This is a genomic window from Agaricicola taiwanensis, from assembly GCF_014635245.1.
Classification (GTDB): domain Bacteria; phylum Pseudomonadota; class Alphaproteobacteria; order Rhizobiales; family Methylopilaceae; genus Agaricicola; species Agaricicola taiwanensis.
In genome coordinates this window covers 39,537-57,662 of sequence record NZ_BMCP01000008.1, presented here as the reverse complement: position 1 = coordinate 57,662, position 18,126 = coordinate 39,537, and the positions used below count along the sequence as shown (strand labels likewise).

Below are 18,126 nucleotides of genomic sequence, written 5' to 3'. Positions count from 1 at the left end.
TCCCGATGCAATCCGCATCAAAAGTGTCAGGGATGTCTCCGAACATCTGTCAGCTATGTCTCAAGACCAAACACTTGTGCCTAGCATCCACGCCTTCAGCGGCGGCAGTCTCAGAAAAGGCATTCGTGGATGCTCGCCACAGGGGCGAGCATGACGGATGAGGGGGGCAGCCAGGCCTCTTGCCACCCCACCGCTCCTCGGCGGATAAGCGGCCATGGACACGCCCTCTCCCGCACGCGCCCCGCGCATGAACCCGCTCGCCGTCCTCCCCGTCTTCATGACGCTCACGGGCGAACGTGCCGTGCTCGCCGGCGGCGCGGAAGCCGCGGCCTGGAAGGCCGAGCTCGTCGCCGCCAGCGGCGCGGCGCTGGAAGTCTTTGCCGCCGAGCCTTGCGAGGAGATGGAAGCGCTGGAGGCGGAAGGCCGCCTCACCATCACCCGCCGCCAATGGCAGCCGGAGGATCTGAAGGGCGCGCGACTTGCGGTCTGCGACGCCGGGGATGAGGCCGAGGCCGCCGCCTTCCGCGATGCGGCGCTGGCCGCCGGCACTGCCTGGAACGTCATCGACAAGCCCGAGTTCTGCGGCTTCCAGTTCGGCTCCATCGTCAACCGCTCGCCGCTCGTCATCGCCATCTCCACGGCGGGCGCGGCGCCGATCCTGGGGCAGAACCTGCGGCGGCGCATCGAGACGCTGGTGCCGCAGGCGCTGGCCGGCTGGGCCGGTCTCGCATCACGTGTTCGCGCCCGGGTGCTGGAGGCCCTCAGCCCCGGCGCCGAACGCCGCCGCTTCTGGGAGCGTTTCTCCGACCTCGCCTTTTCCGGCCGGCCGCAGGACGAGGCGGCGGTGGGGCCGCTGATCGCCGAGGCCAAGGGCGATGGATCGGGCATAGGCCGCGTCATCCTCGTCGGTGCCGGGCCGGGAGACGCCGAACACCTCACCATCAAGGCGCTGCGGGCGCTGCAGGCGGCCGATGTGATCCTCGCCGATGATCTTGTGTCGCCCGAGGTGCTGGAACTCGCCCGCCGCGAGGCGCAGCGCATCATGGTGGGAAAACGCGGCGGCCGCGCCTCCTGGGCGCAGGGCGATATCAACGCCCTGATGCTGCAGCATGCCCGCGAGGGCCGCACCGTGGTGCGGGTCAAGTCGGGCGACCCCTCCGTCTTCGGCCGCGCCGGCGAGGAGCTGGCGGCCCTGAGCGCCGCCGGGATCGCGGTGGAGATCGTGCCCGGCGTCACCGCCGCCCTGGCGCTGGCGGCGCGGCTTGGCGTCTCCCTCACCGACAAGACCCGCGCGCCCTCGCTGCGCTTCATCTCCGGCCATGGCCCCGATGGCAGGCTGCCGGAGGTGGACTGGAAGGCCTGTGCTGAGGAAAGAGCGACCCTCGTCATCTATATGGCCGGCTGCACCGCGCGGGAGGCGGCCACTCGCTTGATGGAGGCGGGCCTCAACCCCGAAACGCCCGCGGTGGCGGCGCGCGCGCTGACGACGGCCGAAGAGAGCATCACGCGGCTGACGCTGGCGCAGCTTGAGGCTGAAGGCATTCCCGGCGACGATGGTCCGGTGCTGCTGGGCATTGGCGCCTGTTTCGCGGCCTGAACTGCCCGTGGACGTGGCTTATCCTTCGAGACGGGCCTTTGGCCCTCCTCAGGATGAGGGAAACGAGCCTGGCTTGCTCAGAAAAAAGCAACATCCGACGACCTCATCCTGAGGAGCCGCAACGCGGCGTCTCGAAGGATAAGCCACACGCTCCCAGCGCAGCTCTCCCGCCATCCCTCGCTAAAAAGTTAGCCGGCTGCCGCTGTAAAGCCGCACCCCGCTCCCTATGTCTCCCCTTCACGAGAAGGTCGGCGCAGACGAAAAGGTCGCCACGAGTGAATGACCTCAACGACTACTATTACTTCCATGCCGTAGTGACGCACGGCGGTTTTTCAGCGGCGGCGCGGCGCATCACGGTCCCCAAGGCAACCCTGAGCAAACATGTCGCGCGATTGGAGGAACGGCTGCAGGTGCGCCTGCTGGAGCGCTCCACCCGCTCCATCCGCCTCACCGCCGTGGGCGAGCAGGTCTATGAGCAATCGCTGGCCTTGGTCGCCAGTGTCGAGGCGGCCGAGACCGCCGCCGCCCAGGCCCATGGCGAACCGCAGGGCGTGATCCGCGTCGGCTCTCCGCAGGGGCTGATCCAGGATCTGGTGGCCGACCTCCTGCCCACCTTCCTCAAGCGCTACCCGAAGCTGCGCGTGGAGATGAAGGTCATCAACCGCCGCCTCGACCTTGTCGCAGACGGCGTCGATGTTGCGCTGCGGGCCCGCACCACGCTCGACACCGACCAGTCGCTGATCGTCCGCACCCTCGGCACCGCCCGCTGCCTCCTCGCGGCCTCGCCCCAGCTTGTCGCCGCCTTGGGCGAGGAGCCCGACATCGACAGCCTTTCAGACATCCCGACGCTCTCCATGGCCGGCGACGGCCTCGATGAAAGCCACTGGGATCTCGTGCATGGGGACACCGGCAAGACGCGCCGCATCACGCACCGCCCGCGGCTTTTCTGCTCGAATTTCGATGTCCTCAAACGCGCGGCCGAGGAAGGCATCGGCATCGCGCTGCTGCCGGCGCGCATCTGCCGCCCGGCCTTCGCGGCGGGCGAACTGGTGCCCGTGCTGCCGGAATGGGCGACGCCGCCGGTGACGATCCATGCCGTCTTCACCAGCCGCAAGGGTCTGCACCCCGGCGTCCGCGCCTGGCTCGACTTTCTCGCCCGCGAGCTGCCGCCGATGCTGAGCCCGCTGGAAGCGGTGGCGGCCCATCGAGCCGCGCTGCGCGCCTCCGCCTGATTTTCTACGAGGTTACCCGCGACCGGCGCGGCCCACGGGCCGCGTGCGGGCGCATGTTGCGGCATCGGAGGAGCGATTGTTCGCGCTGGCGAAACACCGCGTTGCCGTTTCGCCTCTCAGTGCGCCGCCCGTCCATCCATAAATCAACACCATCAACGCGGCGATGCCGCGAAACAACAGATGGATATGTTGAAATGTCTACGTTCCTTTCCAAATCCGCCCTGCCGGTCGCCGCTTTCATTGCCGCTGTTGCCGCCTCCTCCGCCTATGCCGGCGAAGGCGGCCCCACCCAGCGCGACACGCTGCACACCGCGCCGCAGGCCGTGACCTACAGCGCACCGGTCTACGAGGGCCGCGCCTCCACCGGCGGCGCAGGCTGGATCGCGCAGAACGGCGATGCCGCCGTCCAGATCCTCGACGAGAAGCTTGCCGCCAGCGACGCCAGCTGAGGGCAGCCACGCCACCTCATGCGCGGGGGTCCCTCCAAACCCCGCGCATGAGCGAAGGGTGAGCTGTCCCCGAAGCGCCGTGCCCTTCCCGGGGCCGGCGCTTTTTCCTGTTTCAGGCCCGCACTCCTGTCCGGCTGCCTTCTCCACACCCTCCGAAGCAGGATAAGAAATCGGTGGATGGCAGGAGTGCATCCTGCCATGAGGAGCGATGCGCGCGAGATGTCCGGGCGCGAGGAGAAGGCGACAGGCACCGATGTCCGTTCAGCGATCCGAGGCCATCCGCTACCGGTTGAACCAGCTCTACTACGGCAAGAGCCGCGCCTCGGCCCGGTTCCGTATCGGCTACATCATCGTCGATCTTGCCATCATCGCCTTCTTCGTGGCCGTGCCGCTGCTGGAAAAGACGCCGCTCTTCTTCGTGCTCGACTATGCCATCGCGGCGCTGCTGGCGGCGGACCTCGGCGCACGGTCCTACGCCTCCGGCGATATCAGGCGGCTGCTGCGAAGTCCCATCTTCTGGGTTGATCTTGTGGTACTGCTGACGCTGCTGCTGCCGCAGTATCTCCTCAACTTCGGCTTCCTCCGCGTGCTCAGGCTGTGGACGCTGGTCCATTCCGACATCTTCTGGCGCGTCGTGGGCCACGGCCGCTACGACGACACCTATGTGGAGGATGTGACGCGCGCCATCGTCACGCTGATAACCTTCATCTTCGTGGTCACCGGCTTCGTCTACACCAGCTTCGTCAGCGGCGAGAGCCTCGACGGCTATGTGGACGCGCTCTACTTCACCATGTCGACCCTGACCACCACGGGCTATGGTGACATCACGCTGCCCGGCACCTGGGGCAAGCTCCTGTCCATCGCCACCATGCTGGCGGGCATCACGCTGTTCCTGCGCCTCGGCCAGACCGTGGTGCGCCCCCGCAAGATCCGCTTCCCCTGCCCCACCTGCGGCCTGCAGCGCCACGACGTCGACGCCGTGCACTGCAAGGCCTGTGGCGAGCAACTGAACATCCCCAACGATGAGGAGTGAGGCGGAGCCTCACCCGTCATGCTCGCCCTCGTGGCACTGCTGTCCGGTTTAGTGTCGATGGCTATGCCGCTGTGCGGTGGTTTTGTCGTGTTCAGGAACACTTCCGGCAAAACCGGACACGGGATCGTCGCGAGGCTCTAGGTTCGCCAACCACGCCCTTAGAACGTGCCGAAAACCCGGAGCGCAGCCCACCCCGTCATGCCCGCCCTTGTGGCGGGTATCCACGCCTCATCTGCGTTTCCACTCAAAGGAAGAAATTCGTGGATGCTCGCCACAAGGGCGAGCATGACGCTGAGAAAGCCGCAACCGCACATTCCTATCTGTCGCGCTCGACGCTAAGCCTGCCCAAACTCAGCCGGACAGCAGTGGCATGACGGCTGGCGCAACGGCCCGGCCCGTACCCCTTACACCCTCACCAGAAGCTCGCCCGTGATCTCCTTGACCGACCGCGCGCCGGTGAGCGTCATGGCCACCTTCATCTCGGCGGCGATGAGATCCAGCAGCTTTTCCACCCCTGCACCGCCCCCGGCGGCCAGCGCGAAGACGAAGGCGCGGCCGAGCAGCACCGTGTCGGCCCCGAGCGCCACCATGCGCACCACGTCGAGGCCGGAGCGCACGCCGCCATCCACCAGGATCTTCATCTCGCCCTTCACCGCGGCGGCGATATCGGGCAGTGCGCGGGCAGTGGAGAGCACGCCGTCGAGCTGGCGGCCGCCGTGGTTCGACACCACGATGCCGTCGGCCCCGAAGCGCACCGCGTCCCGTGCGTCCTCCGGATCAAGAATGCCCTTGATGACTATCGGGCCCTTCCAGGTGTCGCGGATCCATTCCAGGTCCTTCCACGAGATGGAGGGATCGAAATTGGCGCCCAGCCAGCCGATGTAATCGGCAAGTCCCGTGGGCGCCCCGCGATAGGCCGAGACATTGCCGAGATCATGCGGGCGGCCCCGCAGGCCCACATCAAGCGCCCAGGCGGGATGGAGCGCCACCTGCAGCATGCGGCGCAGGGCGGCGTTGGGCCCGCTCATGCCGGAATGGGCGTCGCGATAGCGCGCGCCCGGCACCGGCATGTCGACCGTGAAGACGAGCGTGGAGACGCCCGCCGATGCGGCGGCCTCGAGCGCGTGTTTCATGAAGCCGCGGTCTTTCAGCACATAAAGCTGGAACCACATGGGCCGCGCGATCGATGGCGCCACTTCCGCGATGGGGCAGACCGAAACGGTGGAGAGCGTGAAGGGCACGCCCTTGGCCTCGGCCGCGCGGGCGGCCTGCACCTCGCCGCGCCGGGCATACATACCGCTGAGCCCCACCGGCCCGAGAGCAACCGGCATGGAAAGCTTCTCGCCAAAAAGCTCGGTCGAGGTGTCGAGCGAACTCATGTCGCGCAAGACGCGCTGCCGCAGGCCGACCTCGGTCAGATCCTCCACATTGCGCCGGAGCGTCTGCTCCGCATAGGCGCCACCATCGACATAGTGGAACAGGAACGGCGGCAACCGGCGGCGCGCCGCCTCGCGGTAGTCGAGCGATGAGGAAATGATCATGGGGCACCGGCAGTGGTTCGGTGCCGATTAGGCCGCGCGGGGAGGCAAAAGGCAACGGTGTGAGGGTGGGACGGGTGTGGCCAAACCCGTCATGCTAGGCCTTTGTGCCTAGCATCCACGCCTTCAGCAGCGGCTACCGCCGAAAAGGAATTCGTGGATGCTCGCCACAGGGGCGAGCATGACGCGTGGGGAAAGCTGTGCCTCACCGCTTGAGTTCGGCAAAAAGCCGGGCCTCTTCCTCTTCCGACAGGGCCTCCCCCGCCTTGGCACCGGCCAGATAGCCGCCGATCACATCGGTGCCATCGGCCGGCACATAGGCCTGAGGTTCGACGGCACCGGCCACGGTGAAGGCCCAGCGCTCGCCCTCCCGGCAGGAGACGGCTTCGGCGCCCTCGGCATCCTGCGTCAGGCTGAAGGCGCGGCAGATGCGGCCCGACGGCAGCCGGTAGGTGGCGAGAGCCCGCAGGGTGACCCCGTCCTCGGTCTCCTCCGAGCCGGCCGGCAGCCTGTCGAGAAGATGCTGCACCCGCGGCGCCTCGATGTGCGCGACCAAGCTGACGCCGGAGCCTGCGTCCTCACGCATGCCCATGGTGGTGTAGAGGGACACGGCGGCAAGGAGCACGGCGGCGGCCGCCACCGGCAGCGCCACACGCGCCCAGAGACCGGAAAGTCCGCGCCGCTTCAGCGGCACCACATTGCCCCCTTGCCTCTCATGGGCGGCGACCTTGGCCTCCACGGCCGCGCGCAGGGAGTCGGGCACGGCGGTGCCATCAAGGGCGAGCGCCGCCCGGGCAAGCCGCCTGCTGCGCAGGAAGTCCACCACCTTGCGCACCGCCCTCGGGTCGGCGAGCATGGCGCGCTCCACCGCCCGCTGAAGCGGGGCCTCGGCCTCGCCGTCGGCATAGGCCATCAGGTTTTCGTCGCTCAGATGAATGTCCGTCATCTCATCACGCCTTCTTCCGCAGTTGCCGTCTCACGCCGCCAGTGACGTCAGCTCCATCACGCGCTGCCGCGCGCGCGCGAGCCGGCTCATGACCGTACCCACCGGCAGGCCCAGGATCTCGGCCGCCTCGCGATAGGACATGTCCTCCACACAGACGAGCACCAACACCTCGCGCTGCTCGGGCGGCAAGCGGTCGATGGCTTGCCGCACATCCTGAAGCGTCAGCCTGTCCATGGCGCGCGCCTCCCCAGTGTCCCCCACCAGATCGTGCCGCGCCTCCACATCCTCCACCGGCCCTGTGGTCCGCTTGCGGCGGAGCTCGTCGATCCAGATATTCCGGATGATCCGGAACATCCAGGCGTCGATCCTCGTGCCGGGCGCAAGCTCGTTGGCGGCGGCCAGCGCCCGCATGCAGGCGCTCTGCACCAGGTCGTCCGCCAGCGTCACCTCTCCGCTTAGCGCCACCGCAAAGCGGCGCAGCCGTGGCAGGAGCACGACGAGTTCTGATCCGATGGCTGACGGCATGGTCGATCCTGATCTGCTCTTGAAGACGTATCAGAACGCTCTTTATTCCCGTCACGGTTCGGGCTGAGGACAATTTTTTTGCCGCCCTGTGCGGATCGAACGGCCGCCGCGGCCCGTTATGCAGGCGGCGCAAAAAAGGCGCCAGCACCCGAACCCGATCGTGGAAACCCGAACCCATGACGCTGCCTGCCCGCAAGCTCCTGGCCTCGGCGACCGCCGTACTGGCTGCCGTGGCATTTGCGCCTCGTTTCGACGCATCCACCTTCTCGCCGGTTAAGGTCCTTGATGCTTCCGTCCATGCCGGGAACGGCAACGGAGGCGGGAATGGCAATGGGAACGGCGGAGGTAACGGAAACGGCGGCGGAAACGGAAATGGCAACGGCGGGGGTAACGGAAACGGCGGAGGTAATGGAAATGGCGGCGGCGGAGGCGGGAACGGGAACGGGAACGGCGGAGGCAACGGGAACGGCGGAGGCAACGGGAACGGCGGAGGCAACGGAAACGGAGGCGGAAACGGCAATGGCCATGGCGGCGGAAACAATGGTAATGGCCAGGGCAATGGTGGCGGGAACGGCGCGGGCAACAACGGCAAGGGCGGCGGGAACGCCGGGGCGCAAGCCGGCATGTCCCGAGGCGGACCCAACGACACCGGCGGAGCCGCGCCCTGGGGCTCGGGCTTTTCCGCGCTCATGCGTGGGGTCATTTCGGAAAAGAGCGTAAACCGGAGCGGACGAGCCGAACGCGGGGCCCCCGCGCGTGGCGCCCGCAGCCGAGCGGACACGAAAGCCGCCAAAAGCTCCAGAGCTTCCAAAGCCTCGGCGTCGGCTTCGGCTTCGACTGCGGCCACCGCAGCCGCGAGCGCATCCGCCTCGGTGTCTGCCGCGGCACCTGCGCCGCAAAGCGCCCCCGCGCCGCAGCGCGCCACCAACGAACTCGTGGCCGCCGGCCTGACGCCTGCGAACCTCGCCGAACTCAAGGCCAGCGGCTTCCGCGTCAAGGCGGGCGCCAGCGCCTCCGATGTGGTGACGCTGGAGGTGCCGCGCGGCGTCAGCCTTGCCGATGCGCGGCTGGCGGTCGGCCGCGTCAATGCCTCGGCGGCCAGTGACTTCAACCATTTCTATTACACCGACGGCGGGCCGAACCCCGGATGTACGGAGGGCCAATGCGCCCCTCAGCAGATGATCGGCTGGACGGCACCTGATGTTGCCGCCTGTGGGCCGCTTCCCACCATCGGCATGGTCGACACCGCCATCGATCTTGAAAATGAGGCCCTAAAGGGACAAGCCATCGAGACGCTGGTGCCGGAGGGTCTTGTCCGAGGCCGCGACGGCGCGCGGGACACCTCTCATGGCACCGCCGTTGCCGCCATCATCGCCGGCCGCGCCGACAGCAGCACGCCCGGCCTCCTGCCCGGCGCGCGCATTCTGGCGGTGGATGTCTTCCAGCCGGCTGACGCGCAGCGCAGCCGCACCGATGTGACCGGCCTCACCAAGGCCATCGAACTCCTGGTATCGCGCGGAGTGAAGATCATCAATCTCAGCCTCTCCGGCCCCGACAACGAGGTGCTGCGCCGCGTGATTGAGAAGGCGCAGGATGCAGGAGTCATCTTCATCGCCGCGGCCGGAAACGGCGGTCCCGGCGCCAAGCCCGCCTACCCCGCCGCCTATGACCGGGTGATCGCCGTCACCGCCGTTGACGCGGACATGAAGGCCTACGCCCGCGCCAGCCGCGGCAGCTATGTGGATGTCGCCGCGCCGGGGGTCGGCATCAAGGCGGCCGGCAGTGCCGAACCTCGGTCCGGCACCTCCTATGCCACGCCTTTCGTGGCGGCGGCCGTGACGCTGCTGCGCGCCTCCGCGCCCGAAGCCGAGGTGGAGGATTTCCACCCCGCCCTCTTCATCCGCGCCCGTGACCTGGGGCCGGTGGGCCGCGATCCCGTCTATGGCTGGGGCCTGCTGCAGACGCCCGACTGCGGCACGCCCGCCGCGCCACTGACCGTCTCGACATCGCAGGACGATCGCTCGATCGCGACAGTAGAGTGACTACGCCTCATAGTTGAAAAACATACAACCCAAACGATTTTTTGGGCATTTCGGAATAAACCTCCTCCCCACACGTCTTCCTTGATGAATTGAGAAAACACAAGGAGGATAACGATGTTTGGGAAAGCCACCATCACGGCTGCCGTTGCAGCCATCTTCGTTCCCACTATTGCCTTTGCCGATGGCGGCACCGTATCGGGCGCCGCCGGCGGGGCTGCAACGGGTGCCATCGTGGGCGGCCCGGTAGGCGCCGCCGTCGGCGGTGTCGCCGGTGCTGCCCTCGGCACCATCATGGATCCGCCCGCGCCTGAAGTGCGCGAGGTCGTGGTCCAGCAGGAGGTGCCTTCAGTCCAGGTGCAGAAAGAGATCGTGGTGGGTCAGCCCCTGCCCGAGACGGTCGTGCTGCGCCCGGTGCCCGGCTACACGCAGTACACCTATGCCGTGGTGAACAACCAGCGTGTCATCGTCGATCCCGGCACCCGCCAGGTGATCCAGATCGTCAACTGACGGCCCGCCTTGCCTCTCCGGCCGGCGCTGTCCGGCCGGAGCTGGCGGCCAATCAACAAAAAGGGAGATATGAGATGTCACCGAAGAAATATGCCCTCATGAGCGGCACCGCCGCGCTGACCCTGCTGATGAGCGCCTCCATGGCGCCAGGCCAGACCGTTCCGCCCAAGAGCGAGAGCACGCAGGCACCCGCCGCCGCTGCCGAGCCCCCCGCGCGCGTCGGCATCAAGACCGAAGCCGGGGCCGCCGCCGGAGCCGAGGCCAGCCGCCCGCAGAGCGCTGCGCCCACCACGAAGGATACAGCCGCGCCCGCGACCAAGGAAACAACGGGCAGCACGGCCAAACCCGCGCCGGCCGAGCGCACCGGCGCCACGACCGACGGCGCAAGCCGCACGCAGACCGATGCCAAATCGGATACGACGACAGAACCCGCAACCGGCACATCCGCGGAATCGTCGGAAACCAAGACCAAGAGCCGGACCATGACCCGAGAGGGAGACAAGTCCGGCACCGACACCCGCGCCGGCGCCGCTGCCGAAGCTAAGGTCGAGGCCGACACGACGAAGGAAGGCCGCGCCTCCGTTAATCGCACCGAGGTGAACATCAGCACCGAACAGCGCACCACCATCCGCAACGCCATCACCAAGGTTGAGGTGGAGCCGGTCCGCGAGGTGGATTTCACGGTCAGCGTCGGCACAGCGATCCCCAAGCGCATCGAGCTTCGCCCGCTTCCGCCTCAGGTGGTGGAGATCGTGCCGGAATACCGCAGCTATCGCTATTTCCTGCTGGCGGACGGCCGCATCGTGATCGTCGATCCCGTGGACTACGAGATCGTCTACATCATCAGCGCTTGAGCAAGGCTGGGGAGGGAAAGGGCGCCGCGCCGCAGCGGCGCCCTTTTTCATTGGGCGCTATGCGGAGCGTGCGGCTTATCCAGGAGATTTCGCGCATATCGCGAAACTCCGGAGACGCCGCTGCGCGGCTCCTCAGGATGAGGGTAGTGGGGTGCGGCCACGCTTCAGGCATCGTACCAGGACCATTACCCCAAACCTTGCAGTTCAAGCAGCGGCCATACATTCTGCCTCATCCTGAGGAGGGCCGAAGGCCCGTCTCGAAGGATAAGTCACGCTCGCCAGACCCAGGACCGCCCATGTCCGACGGCGCCTATGTTTATCTCCTGCGCTGCGCCGACGGCAGCTATTACACCGGCATCACGCGACGTTCCGTCGAGGAGCGGGTGAGTGAGCACAATGCTGGAACCTTCGGCGGCTACACGACAAGACGGCGCCCCGTGACACTGGTGTTCTCCGACCACTTTGGCAGGATCACAGATGCCATCGCCTTCGAACGGCAGGTCAAGGGCTGGTCGCGGGCGAAGAAGGAAGCCCTGATCCGCCGGGAATTCGACGCTCTGCCGGAGCTCGCGCGGCGGAGGTGATCGCCGGGCTGCTGCGGAGCGTGCGGCTTATCCTTCGAGACGCCGCTGCGCGGCTCCTCAGGATGAGGGCGGTGGGTGGGAACCCTCTAGAGAGCAGGGGCCACACCCGGCGACCTCATCCTGAGGAGGGCCGAAGGCCTGTCTCGAAGGATAAGCCACACCCATAGCCGCCAACAAAAAAGACGCCGCTCTTGCGAGCGACGTCTTTCTCACGAATCGGACAGGCGTGGGGGCGACGCCTGTCCGGTCCGTCTTACTTTGCCTCTTTGTAGGCTTTGTAACGGGCGGCGGTTTCCTCGTTCATGGGATAGAGGCCCGGCAGCTTCACCCCGCGGCCGACCTCTTCCATGATCCAGGCTTCCTTGGCCTCCTGCTCGGGGGCAAGCTTCACCACCTCTTCCACGAGGGCGGCGGGGATCACCACCGCGCCGTCATCGTCCACGACGATGAGGTCGTCGGGGAACACGGCGACGCCGCCGCAGCCGATGGGCTCCTGCCAGTTGACGAAGGTGAGGCCGGCGACCGACGGCGGGGCAGCGGCGCCCTGCGCCCAGACATTGAGCGAGGTCGTCAGAATGCCGGCGCGGTCGCGCATGGCGCCGTCGGTGACGAGCGCCGCCACATTCTTCTTGGCCATGCGGGCGCAGAGGATATCGCCGAAGATGCCGGCATCGGTGATGCCCATGGCGTCTGCCACCACCACGCAGCCCTCCGGCATGGCCTCGATGGCCGAGCGGGTGGAGATGGGCGAGGACCAGGAGGCCGGCGTCGCCAGATCCTCGCGCGCTGGGACGAAACGCAGCGTGAAGGCAGGGCCGACCACGCGGGGCTGGCCTTCCTTGAACGGCTTGGTGCCGCGCATCCACACGTTCCGGAGGCCCTTGTTGAGCAGGATGGTGGTGAGCGTGGCGGTGGTCACGCCCTTCAGCGTGTCGATGACGGATTGATCATAAGCCATGGGGTGCGTGCCCGTGCTGGAGAGAAGAAAAGAGCCTGCCCGGAGCGTGATATCCGGGCGGACCTGAGCGTCAGACGCTGGCGATCAGGCCGCCGTCCACCCGGATGACGGAGCCGGTGATGTAGGAGGCCTGTTTGGAGGCGAGGAAGGCGACGGTCGCGCCATATTCCTCCGGGTCGCCATAACGTCCGAGCGGGATGGAGGCCTCCGAGGCGGCGGAGACGTCTTCCACCTTCTTGCCCTCGCGCTCGGCCTTCTTCTCGTCGAGGAAGCGGATGCGCTTGGTGGCGATGCGGCCGGGCAGGATGATGTTGGATGTCACACCGTCGCGGCCGACTTCGGCGGCCAGCGTCTTGGACCAGCCCACCAGCGACAGGCGCAGCGCGTTGGAGATGCCGAGGTTGGGAATCGGCGCCACCACGCCCGAGGAGGTGGAGGTGATGATGCGGCCCCACTTGCGTGTCCGCATGCCGGGCAGGACGCGGTCGGTGATCGCGATGACGGACATGATCATGCCCTCGAAGCTGTCGCGCCACAGCTCCACCTTCTGGCCGGCGGCCGGTGTCGGGGGAGGACCACCGGTGACATTGACGAGGACGTCGACGCCGCCGAGTTCCTTCTCGATGCGCGAGATATTGCCATCGATAACGGAAAGATCCTTCAGATCCCAGCCGAGCGCGATGGCCTTGCCACCCTTGGCGCCGATGCCGTCGGCAACTTTCTGCGCAGCGTCTTGGGCGATATCGGCAAGCGCGACATTGGCGCCCTCGTCCGCGAGCGCGGTGGCGATCGCCGAGCCAAGCCCACCGCCGGCGCCGAGCACCAGAGCGGTTTTCCCTTTCAGGCCGAGATCCACGTGGACCCTCCTCATTTTCGTGATGGAATGTCGAGGAGAAATAGCAGAGCCTCCTTCCAGCAGGAAGGCTGCTTTGTCTGCGTTCATCTTTTAGTTTTTCTGCGGGATCGCGTCGACGCGGAGGAGATGCCGTGCTTCAGGAGGGTGTGGCCTATCCTTCGAGACGCCCCTTCGGGGCTCCTCAGGATGAGGTTTGTGGGGCCGGCCCTTCCCCAAAACATTGCCCTCATGCTGAGGGGCCCTCGTCAGAGGGCGTCTCGAAGCATCAGGCCAAGACCGCCGCGAGTAGCCAAATCGTCATGCACAGCATCCAACGCCTTCAGCCGCCGAATATCACGCGATCTCGGCGGGGGCGGATGGCATGGGCGACGACCGCACCGGCTCGGCGGCCGCGAGCCGGCCGGCCAGACGGCCGAAGGTGATGCTTTCGGCAAGGTTGCCGCCGCCCTGATAGACGAACTGGAACACCGAAGCGATCTCGCCGGCGGCGTAGAGCCGGGGGATCGGCTCGCCGTCCCAGTCCAGCACCTGGCGCGTGGCGTTGACCAGCAGACCGCCCTTGGTGTTGGGGCCGCCGGGATAAAGCGGCAGGGCGTAGAAGGGCGGCGTCTCGACCGGCCCCAGCGTCTGCGGCTCGCGGTTGAACTCCCGGTCGACGCCCTCGGCGCAACCGGCGTTGTAGCGCTCGACCGACTGCACCAGCGTCGCGGCATCCATCCTTTCCATATTGTCGGAATGCTGCCGGATCTTCCCGGCCAGTTCCTCGATCGACTGGGCTTTGAGGATCCAGCCGTTTTCGATCGCCTTCAGATTGTCATCGCCCCAGTCGACCCCGTTGTAGACGGCCGACGCCGTCCAGATCACCGCCCCCTTGCGCCTCAGCGTCTCGTCGAAGATCATCCAGGCCGGGATGCGCGGATAGTCGAGCGTCAGCGTGTCGAAGCGCAGCGCCTCCTTGTAGAAGATGTAGCGGCTCGGGTCCTTGGTGATCCGCCGCTCGGAGGCGAAACGCGAGCCGTAGCTGTCCACCACGATCTCGTTGGGCTTGCCGACACCATTGGTGTTGAGCCCGATCTTCAACCCGTGGCGACGCTCGGGTATGGCGCAGATCACCCGGCCGGCAACGCTGCCGACCTTGGCGAGCCCCGCGCCGATGCGCGTCGCCATCTCGATGCCGTCGCCGGTGTTCGCGGGCGAGCCGTAGAAGGCCCAGCCCTCGACGGCCGGGCCATCCAGGAAGGCCTTGCGCATGCGCTTGTTGTATTCATACCCGCCGGTGCAGACGATGACGGCGCGCCGCGCGCCATAGTTCACGATCTCGCCGTCCCGCAGGCAGCTCACGCCCGTGATCTCGCCATCCTCGCCCATGAGGAAGCGCCGCCCGCGCGTGTCGTAGTGGACGGCGATGCCGCGGCGGCCGACGCCCGTCATCATGCAGGCGTGGAAGGCCTCGCCGGCATTCTTCTGCGATTTGTCGAGGTCTATCGTCGAGCTGTAGATGACGTTCTCGTCTTCCGATCCGGTATAGCTGCTGCGCACGACCGAGTAGCCGGCGTCGGCGGCACCGGGAAAGTCGGGAAATGCCGCATTGGCCATGCTGATGGTCTGGAACATCGGATCGAGGCTGCGCATGAAGCCCTCGTTCTCGGGCGCCTCGCGCGCCCAGATCTCGGCCAGCTCATCCGCATATTCCGGCATTTCAGCCTCGAGCTTCAGCGGCAGGCCATCGCCGCTGAACATCGCCTTGGCATAGGCTTTCAGCGCGGCGGGATCGCCATCAGGGCTCGGGCTGTGGAAGCCGCCGCCGCTCATGCGCGTGTTGGAGTAATGGCTGCCGGCCGGCTGCTTCTCGATGACCAGGACTTCCGCGCCATGGTCGTGCGCCTCGATCGCGGCGCAGCCGCCTGCCGCGCCGAGCCCGAGGACGATGACATCCACCTCATGATCGAAATCAACGCGCATCGGACCGTCACTCCCGCTTTGGTGCTCTTGGTGTCCTGTGAAGCCTGCAGAAAGGCGCCATCATCCCCCCGTGGGCGTGAAGCAGGGGACGAGCCGGTTGGCCACCGTCGGTTTGAAGGCGAGCCGGACGGGCTGGCCGATCGCGAGCTTGTCGAAGTCGCAGTCCACCATGTTGGTCAGCATCACCGGCCCCTCGGCCAGCGTCACATAGGCGATGGCGTAGGGCGGCTGGGCGCGCCGGCTCACCGAATAGCTGTAGAGCGTGCCCTCGCCGGAAAGCTCGACCCAATCCGTCGCGCCGCCGCAGAAGGGACAATGGGGCCGCGGATACCAGTGCAGCTCACCGCACTCGCGGCATTTGCGGGTCAGGAAACGGCCTTCGGACGCCGCGTCGTAGAAGGGCTTGCTGTCGGTGTTCTCAGGCGGATCGGTATAGAGGGGCGTGTCTGTCATGGGTGTTCACTCGCGTGCCAGGATGACTGTCGCGGCTCCGTGGCGGCTGCCGAGCAGGCTGCCGATGCCACTCGCCAGGGCGAGGTCGCAGTTCTTCACCTGGACCTCGGGGGCTGCCTCGCCGCGCAGCTGACGCACCGCCTCGATGGCCTTGGTCATGCCACCCCGGTTCATCGGGTGGTTGTTGCACAACCCCCCGCCATCGGTGTTGAACGGCAGCCTGCCGGTGCCGGAGATGAGATTGCCGTCGGCGACGAAGCGGCCGCCTTCGCCCTTCTTGCAGAAGCCGAGATCCTCAAGCTGCATCAGCACGGTGATCGTGAAGCTGTCGTAGATCGAGGCATATCTGATGTCCGCCGGCGTGACGCCCGCTTCCTCGAAGGCCGGCGGCCCGGCAAATGCGGCGGCGGAATAGGTGAGATCGACCTTGCCGCCCGACTGGCCCTTGAAGGCCTCGCCGGTGCCGGCCACGCGCACGAGCGGCCGGTTCAGCGACCGCGCGATCTCCGGCCGCGCCAGCACCAGGGCGCCCCCGCCATCGGTGATCACGCAGCAGTCGAGCCGGTGCAGCGGATCGGCCACCAGCGGCGAGTTCACCACATCCTCCACGGTGACGACGTCACGCAGGAGCGCGTTGGGATTGTGCTGGGCGTGGTGGCTTGCCGCCACCTTGATCCAGGCGAGCTGTTCGCTGGTCGTGCCGAACTCGTACATGTGGCGCATGGCGCAGATGGCGTACATGTTCGCCGTGACCGGGCCGAACGGCGCCTCCCAGCCGCTGTCGGCCTGGTTGGGATTGCCCGGCCGGAACGCCGTGCCGGTGGCCTGGCCCTCGCTGCGCGGCCGCCCGGCCAGGGTGATCAGCGCCACATCGCAGCGGCCCTCGGCGATGGCCCGCTTGGCGTGGCCGATCTGGGCAAGATAGGTGGCCCCGCCGATGTCGGTTGAATCAAGATAGCGGGGCTTCAGGTTGAGGTAATCCGCCATGCTCAGCGGGCCGAGGCCGACGGCATCGCCGGAACAGAAATAGCCGTCGACGTCGCCGAGCGTCAGGCCGGCGTCGCTGAGGGCGCCGATCGCCACCTCCGCGTGGAGCTGAGGCACCGATTTGTCCGGCGCCTTGCGGGTCGGATGTTCGTAGGCGCCGACGATGTAGCAGTCACTGCTGCCCATCTCTCTACACCGGGTCCCAGCCGAACACGTCGGCGCTGCGCTCGAGCGGCTGCAGATTGGCGCGCATCGCCGGGAGCGCATGTTCCGCGATCAGTTCCGGCGACCATCCCTCCGATCTCTGGATGCCGCGCAGCGGCCTGTTGTGGCTCATGAGGAAGATCTCGTTGTTGCGCGAGACGAAGATCTGGCCCGTGACGTCCCTGGCGAGATCCGACGCCAGGAACACGGCGAGCGGGGCGTTCTTGTCGGGCGTCATCCTCTGCAGCCGCGCCACGCGCTCCTTCTCCGCTTCCGTGGTCGCCGGGATCGAGCTGATCATGCGGCTCCAGGCGTTGGGGGCGATGCAGTTGGAGCGGACGCCGAAACGCTGCATGTCGAGCGCGATGGACTTGGAGAGCCCGACGATGCCGAGCTTGGCCGCCGAATAATTCGCCTGGCCGAAATTGCCGATCAGGCCGGATGTCGAGGTCATATGGACATAGGCGCCACTGCCCTGCTGGCGAAAATGCGGCGCGGCGGCGCGGCTGACATAGAAGCTGCCGTTGAGGTGGACGCCGATGACGGCATCCCAGTCCGCCGGTTCCATCTTGTGGAAGATGATGTCGCGCAGGATGCCGGCATTGTTCACGACGGCATCGACGCGGCCGTAATGATCGAGCGCCGCCTGCACGATCTTCTGCGCCGAGCCCCACTCGGCCACGCTGTCGGTGCAGAGTTCCGCCTCGCCGCCCGCGTTGCGGATGAGCGATATGGTTTCATTGCCCGGAGTGTCCGAGCGGCCCTCGCCGTTCAGCCCGCCGCCGACATCGTTGACGATGACCCGGGCGCCCGCCGCGGCCATGGCCTGGGCGATCGCCCGGCCGATCCCGCCTCCGGCGCCGGTGACGACGGCCACCTTTTCTTCCATCACCCGCTCAGGCATGGATCTCTCCTCTCTCATACATAGACTGCGACAATGTTTTCGGTGACGGCGGCGGGGCGTTCCGACCCCTCCAGCTCGAAGGTGTTGGCGAACTGGAACCGGTAGCCGCCGTTCATCGGCTCGGCGCTGTTGAGGACCACGCGCAGTCGGATGCGGGAGCCTTCGGGCACGGGGGCGATGAAACGCACGCGGTTCAGCCCGTAATTGATGCCCCTCTTCTTCGACCTGACCTCATAGACCGAGTTGAGCAGGCGCGGCGTCAGCGACAGGATGAGATAGCCATGGGCGATGGTCTTGCCGCCGGGCATCTCGCGCCGGGCCCGTTCGACATCCATATGTATCCACTGATGGTCGCCGGTGGCGTGGCCGAAATCATCGATCATCTTCTGATCGACCGTCACCCAACCGCTGACACCGAGTTCCGATCCCGCCAGTGCCGCCAGTTCTTCGGGAGCTTCCACGCTGACCATATCGTCCACACCCTGCCGTCGGCCG

Annotated in this window: 19 protein-coding genes; 8 read left to right on the top strand and 11 right to left on the bottom strand. The window is 67.0% G+C overall.

What is annotated here, in order from left to right; all coding sequences use genetic code 11:
- Window positions 1-214 precede the first annotated feature (214 nt).
- From cysG to IEV58_RS17485, 4 genes are all read left to right on the top strand, one after another.
- On the top strand, window positions 215-1,597 hold the full coding sequence (cysG, locus tag IEV58_RS17500) for a siroheme synthase CysG (protein ID WP_188411122.1): 1,383 nt from the start codon (window positions 215-217) through the stop codon (window positions 1,595-1,597).
- Window positions 1,598-1,872: 275 nt separating this feature from the next.
- Window positions 1,873-2,829: a LysR family transcriptional regulator gene (locus tag IEV58_RS17495; protein WP_188411121.1), complete on the top strand. Its 957-nt coding sequence runs from the start codon at window positions 1,873-1,875 to the stop codon at window positions 2,827-2,829.
- A gap of 194 nt (window positions 2,830-3,023) precedes the next feature.
- Window positions 3,024-3,278, top strand: a complete 255-nt coding sequence (locus IEV58_RS17490; protein ID WP_188411120.1) for a hypothetical protein — start codon at window positions 3,024-3,026, stop codon at window positions 3,276-3,278.
- 253 nt (window positions 3,279-3,531) lie between these two features.
- On the top strand, window positions 3,532-4,311 hold the full coding sequence (locus IEV58_RS17485; protein WP_188411119.1) for a potassium channel family protein: 780 nt from the start codon (window positions 3,532-3,534) through the stop codon (window positions 4,309-4,311).
- Between the two features lie 404 nt (window positions 4,312-4,715).
- Here the strand turns inward: IEV58_RS17485 and lldD are convergent, their stop codons facing one another.
- The 4 genes from lldD to IEV58_RS17465 all read right to left on the bottom strand — a co-directional run bounded on the left by lldD (window position 4,716) and on the right by IEV58_RS17465 (window position 7,937).
- On the bottom strand, window positions 4,716-5,852 hold the full coding sequence (gene lldD / locus IEV58_RS17480) for an FMN-dependent L-lactate dehydrogenase LldD (RefSeq protein WP_188411118.1): 1,137 nt from the start codon (window positions 5,850-5,852) through the stop codon (window positions 4,716-4,718).
- Between the two features lie 202 nt (window positions 5,853-6,054).
- On the bottom strand, window positions 6,055-6,795 hold the full coding sequence (locus tag IEV58_RS17475) for an anti-sigma factor (protein WP_188411117.1): 741 nt from the start codon (window positions 6,793-6,795) through the stop codon (window positions 6,055-6,057).
- Window positions 6,796-6,825: 30 nt separating this feature from the next.
- A complete protein-coding gene (locus IEV58_RS17470; RefSeq protein WP_188411116.1) occupies window positions 6,826-7,320 on the bottom strand; it encodes an RNA polymerase sigma factor in 495 nt (164 codons plus the stop codon).
- A 116-nt stretch (window positions 7,321-7,436) separates the two neighbouring features.
- On the bottom strand, window positions 7,437-7,937 hold the full coding sequence (locus IEV58_RS17465) for a hypothetical protein (RefSeq protein ID WP_188411115.1): 501 nt from the start codon (window positions 7,935-7,937) through the stop codon (window positions 7,437-7,439).
- A 6-nt stretch (window positions 7,938-7,943) separates the two neighbouring features.
- Between IEV58_RS17465 and IEV58_RS17460 the strand changes: the two genes are divergently transcribed.
- The 4 genes from IEV58_RS17460 to IEV58_RS17445 all read left to right on the top strand — a co-directional run bounded on the left by IEV58_RS17460 (window position 7,944) and on the right by IEV58_RS17445 (window position 11,307).
- On the top strand, window positions 7,944-9,362 hold the full coding sequence (locus IEV58_RS17460; protein WP_229729569.1) for a S8 family serine peptidase: 1,419 nt from the start codon (window positions 7,944-7,946) through the stop codon (window positions 9,360-9,362).
- Window positions 9,363-9,476: 114 nt separating this feature from the next.
- Complete coding sequence (locus tag IEV58_RS17455) at window positions 9,477-9,869, top strand: DUF1236 domain-containing protein (protein WP_188411113.1); 393 nt, start codon at window positions 9,477-9,479, stop codon at window positions 9,867-9,869.
- A 74-nt stretch (window positions 9,870-9,943) separates the two neighbouring features.
- On the top strand, window positions 9,944-10,723 hold the full coding sequence (locus IEV58_RS17450; RefSeq protein ID WP_188411112.1) for a DUF1236 domain-containing protein: 780 nt from the start codon (window positions 9,944-9,946) through the stop codon (window positions 10,721-10,723).
- 296 nt (window positions 10,724-11,019) lie between these two features.
- On the top strand, window positions 11,020-11,307 hold the full coding sequence (locus IEV58_RS17445) for a GIY-YIG nuclease family protein (RefSeq protein WP_188411111.1): 288 nt from the start codon (window positions 11,020-11,022) through the stop codon (window positions 11,305-11,307).
- A gap of 253 nt (window positions 11,308-11,560) precedes the next feature.
- Here the strand turns inward: IEV58_RS17445 and IEV58_RS17440 are convergent, their stop codons facing one another.
- The 7 genes from IEV58_RS17440 to IEV58_RS17410 form a co-directional block, all read right to left on the bottom strand.
- A complete protein-coding gene (locus IEV58_RS17440) occupies window positions 11,561-12,265 on the bottom strand; it encodes a ribonuclease activity regulator RraA (protein WP_188411110.1) in 705 nt (234 codons plus the stop codon).
- A gap of 70 nt (window positions 12,266-12,335) precedes the next feature.
- Window positions 12,336-13,121, bottom strand: coding sequence for an SDR family oxidoreductase (locus IEV58_RS17435; protein ID WP_188411109.1), 786 nt, complete (start codon window positions 13,119-13,121; stop codon window positions 12,336-12,338).
- Between the two features lie 333 nt (window positions 13,122-13,454).
- Complete coding sequence (locus IEV58_RS17430) at window positions 13,455-15,083, bottom strand: FAD-dependent oxidoreductase (RefSeq protein ID WP_188411108.1); 1,629 nt, start codon at window positions 15,081-15,083, stop codon at window positions 13,455-13,457.
- 60 nt (window positions 15,084-15,143) lie between these two features.
- Entirely contained in the window at window positions 15,144-15,536 is a 393-nt protein-coding gene (locus tag IEV58_RS17425) for a Zn-ribbon domain-containing OB-fold protein (protein ID WP_188411107.1), read from the bottom strand.
- 6 nt (window positions 15,537-15,542) lie between these two features.
- Window positions 15,543-16,709, bottom strand: a complete 1,167-nt coding sequence (locus IEV58_RS17420; protein WP_188411106.1) for a thiolase family protein — start codon at window positions 16,707-16,709, stop codon at window positions 15,543-15,545.
- 4 nt (window positions 16,710-16,713) lie between these two features.
- Complete coding sequence (locus IEV58_RS17415; RefSeq protein ID WP_188411105.1) at window positions 16,714-17,631, bottom strand: SDR family NAD(P)-dependent oxidoreductase; 918 nt, start codon at window positions 17,629-17,631, stop codon at window positions 16,714-16,716.
- Window positions 17,632-17,645: 14 nt separating this feature from the next.
- A complete protein-coding gene (locus IEV58_RS17410) occupies window positions 17,646-18,092 on the bottom strand; it encodes a MaoC family dehydratase (RefSeq protein WP_308791265.1) in 447 nt (148 codons plus the stop codon).
- Window positions 18,093-18,126: the final 34 nt, after the last annotated feature.

What these genes read in the sequence shown, in the direction of transcription:
- cysG (WP_188411122.1), top strand. Translation starts at nt 215, where the DNA reads ATGGACACGCCCTCTCCCGCACGCGCCCCGCGCATGAACCCGCTCGCC.
- IEV58_RS17490 (WP_188411120.1), top strand. Translation starts at nt 3,024, where the DNA reads ATGTCTACGTTCCTTTCCAAATCCGCCCTGCCGGTCGCCGCTTTCATT.
- IEV58_RS17485 (WP_188411119.1), top strand. Translation starts at nt 3,532, where the DNA reads ATGTCCGTTCAGCGATCCGAGGCCATCCGCTACCGGTTGAACCAGCTC.
- lldD (WP_188411118.1), bottom strand. Translation starts at nt 5,852, where the DNA reads ATGATCATTTCCTCATCGCTCGACTACCGCGAGGCGGCGCGCCGCCGG.
- IEV58_RS17475 (WP_188411117.1), bottom strand. Translation starts at nt 6,795, where the DNA reads ATGACGGACATTCATCTGAGCGACGAAAACCTGATGGCCTATGCCGAC.
- IEV58_RS17470 (WP_188411116.1), bottom strand. Translation starts at nt 7,320, where the DNA reads ATGCCGTCAGCCATCGGATCAGAACTCGTCGTGCTCCTGCCACGGCTG.
- IEV58_RS17460 (WP_229729569.1), top strand. Translation starts at nt 7,944, where the DNA reads ATGTCCCGAGGCGGACCCAACGACACCGGCGGAGCCGCGCCCTGGGGC.
- IEV58_RS17455 (WP_188411113.1), top strand. Translation starts at nt 9,477, where the DNA reads ATGTTTGGGAAAGCCACCATCACGGCTGCCGTTGCAGCCATCTTCGTT.
- IEV58_RS17450 (WP_188411112.1), top strand. Translation starts at nt 9,944, where the DNA reads ATGTCACCGAAGAAATATGCCCTCATGAGCGGCACCGCCGCGCTGACC.
- IEV58_RS17445 (WP_188411111.1), top strand. Translation starts at nt 11,020, where the DNA reads ATGTCCGACGGCGCCTATGTTTATCTCCTGCGCTGCGCCGACGGCAGC.
- IEV58_RS17440 (WP_188411110.1), bottom strand. Translation starts at nt 12,265, where the DNA reads ATGGCTTATGATCAATCCGTCATCGACACGCTGAAGGGCGTGACCACC.
- IEV58_RS17430 (WP_188411108.1), bottom strand. Translation starts at nt 15,083, where the DNA reads ATGCGCGTTGATTTCGATCATGAGGTGGATGTCATCGTCCTCGGGCTC.
- IEV58_RS17425 (WP_188411107.1), bottom strand. Translation starts at nt 15,536, where the DNA reads ATGACAGACACGCCCCTCTATACCGATCCGCCTGAGAACACCGACAGC.
- IEV58_RS17420 (WP_188411106.1), bottom strand. Translation starts at nt 16,709, where the DNA reads ATGGGCAGCAGTGACTGCTACATCGTCGGCGCCTACGAACATCCGACC.
- IEV58_RS17415 (WP_188411105.1), bottom strand. Translation starts at nt 17,631, where the DNA reads ATGCCTGAGCGGGTGATGGAAGAAAAGGTGGCCGTCGTCACCGGCGCC.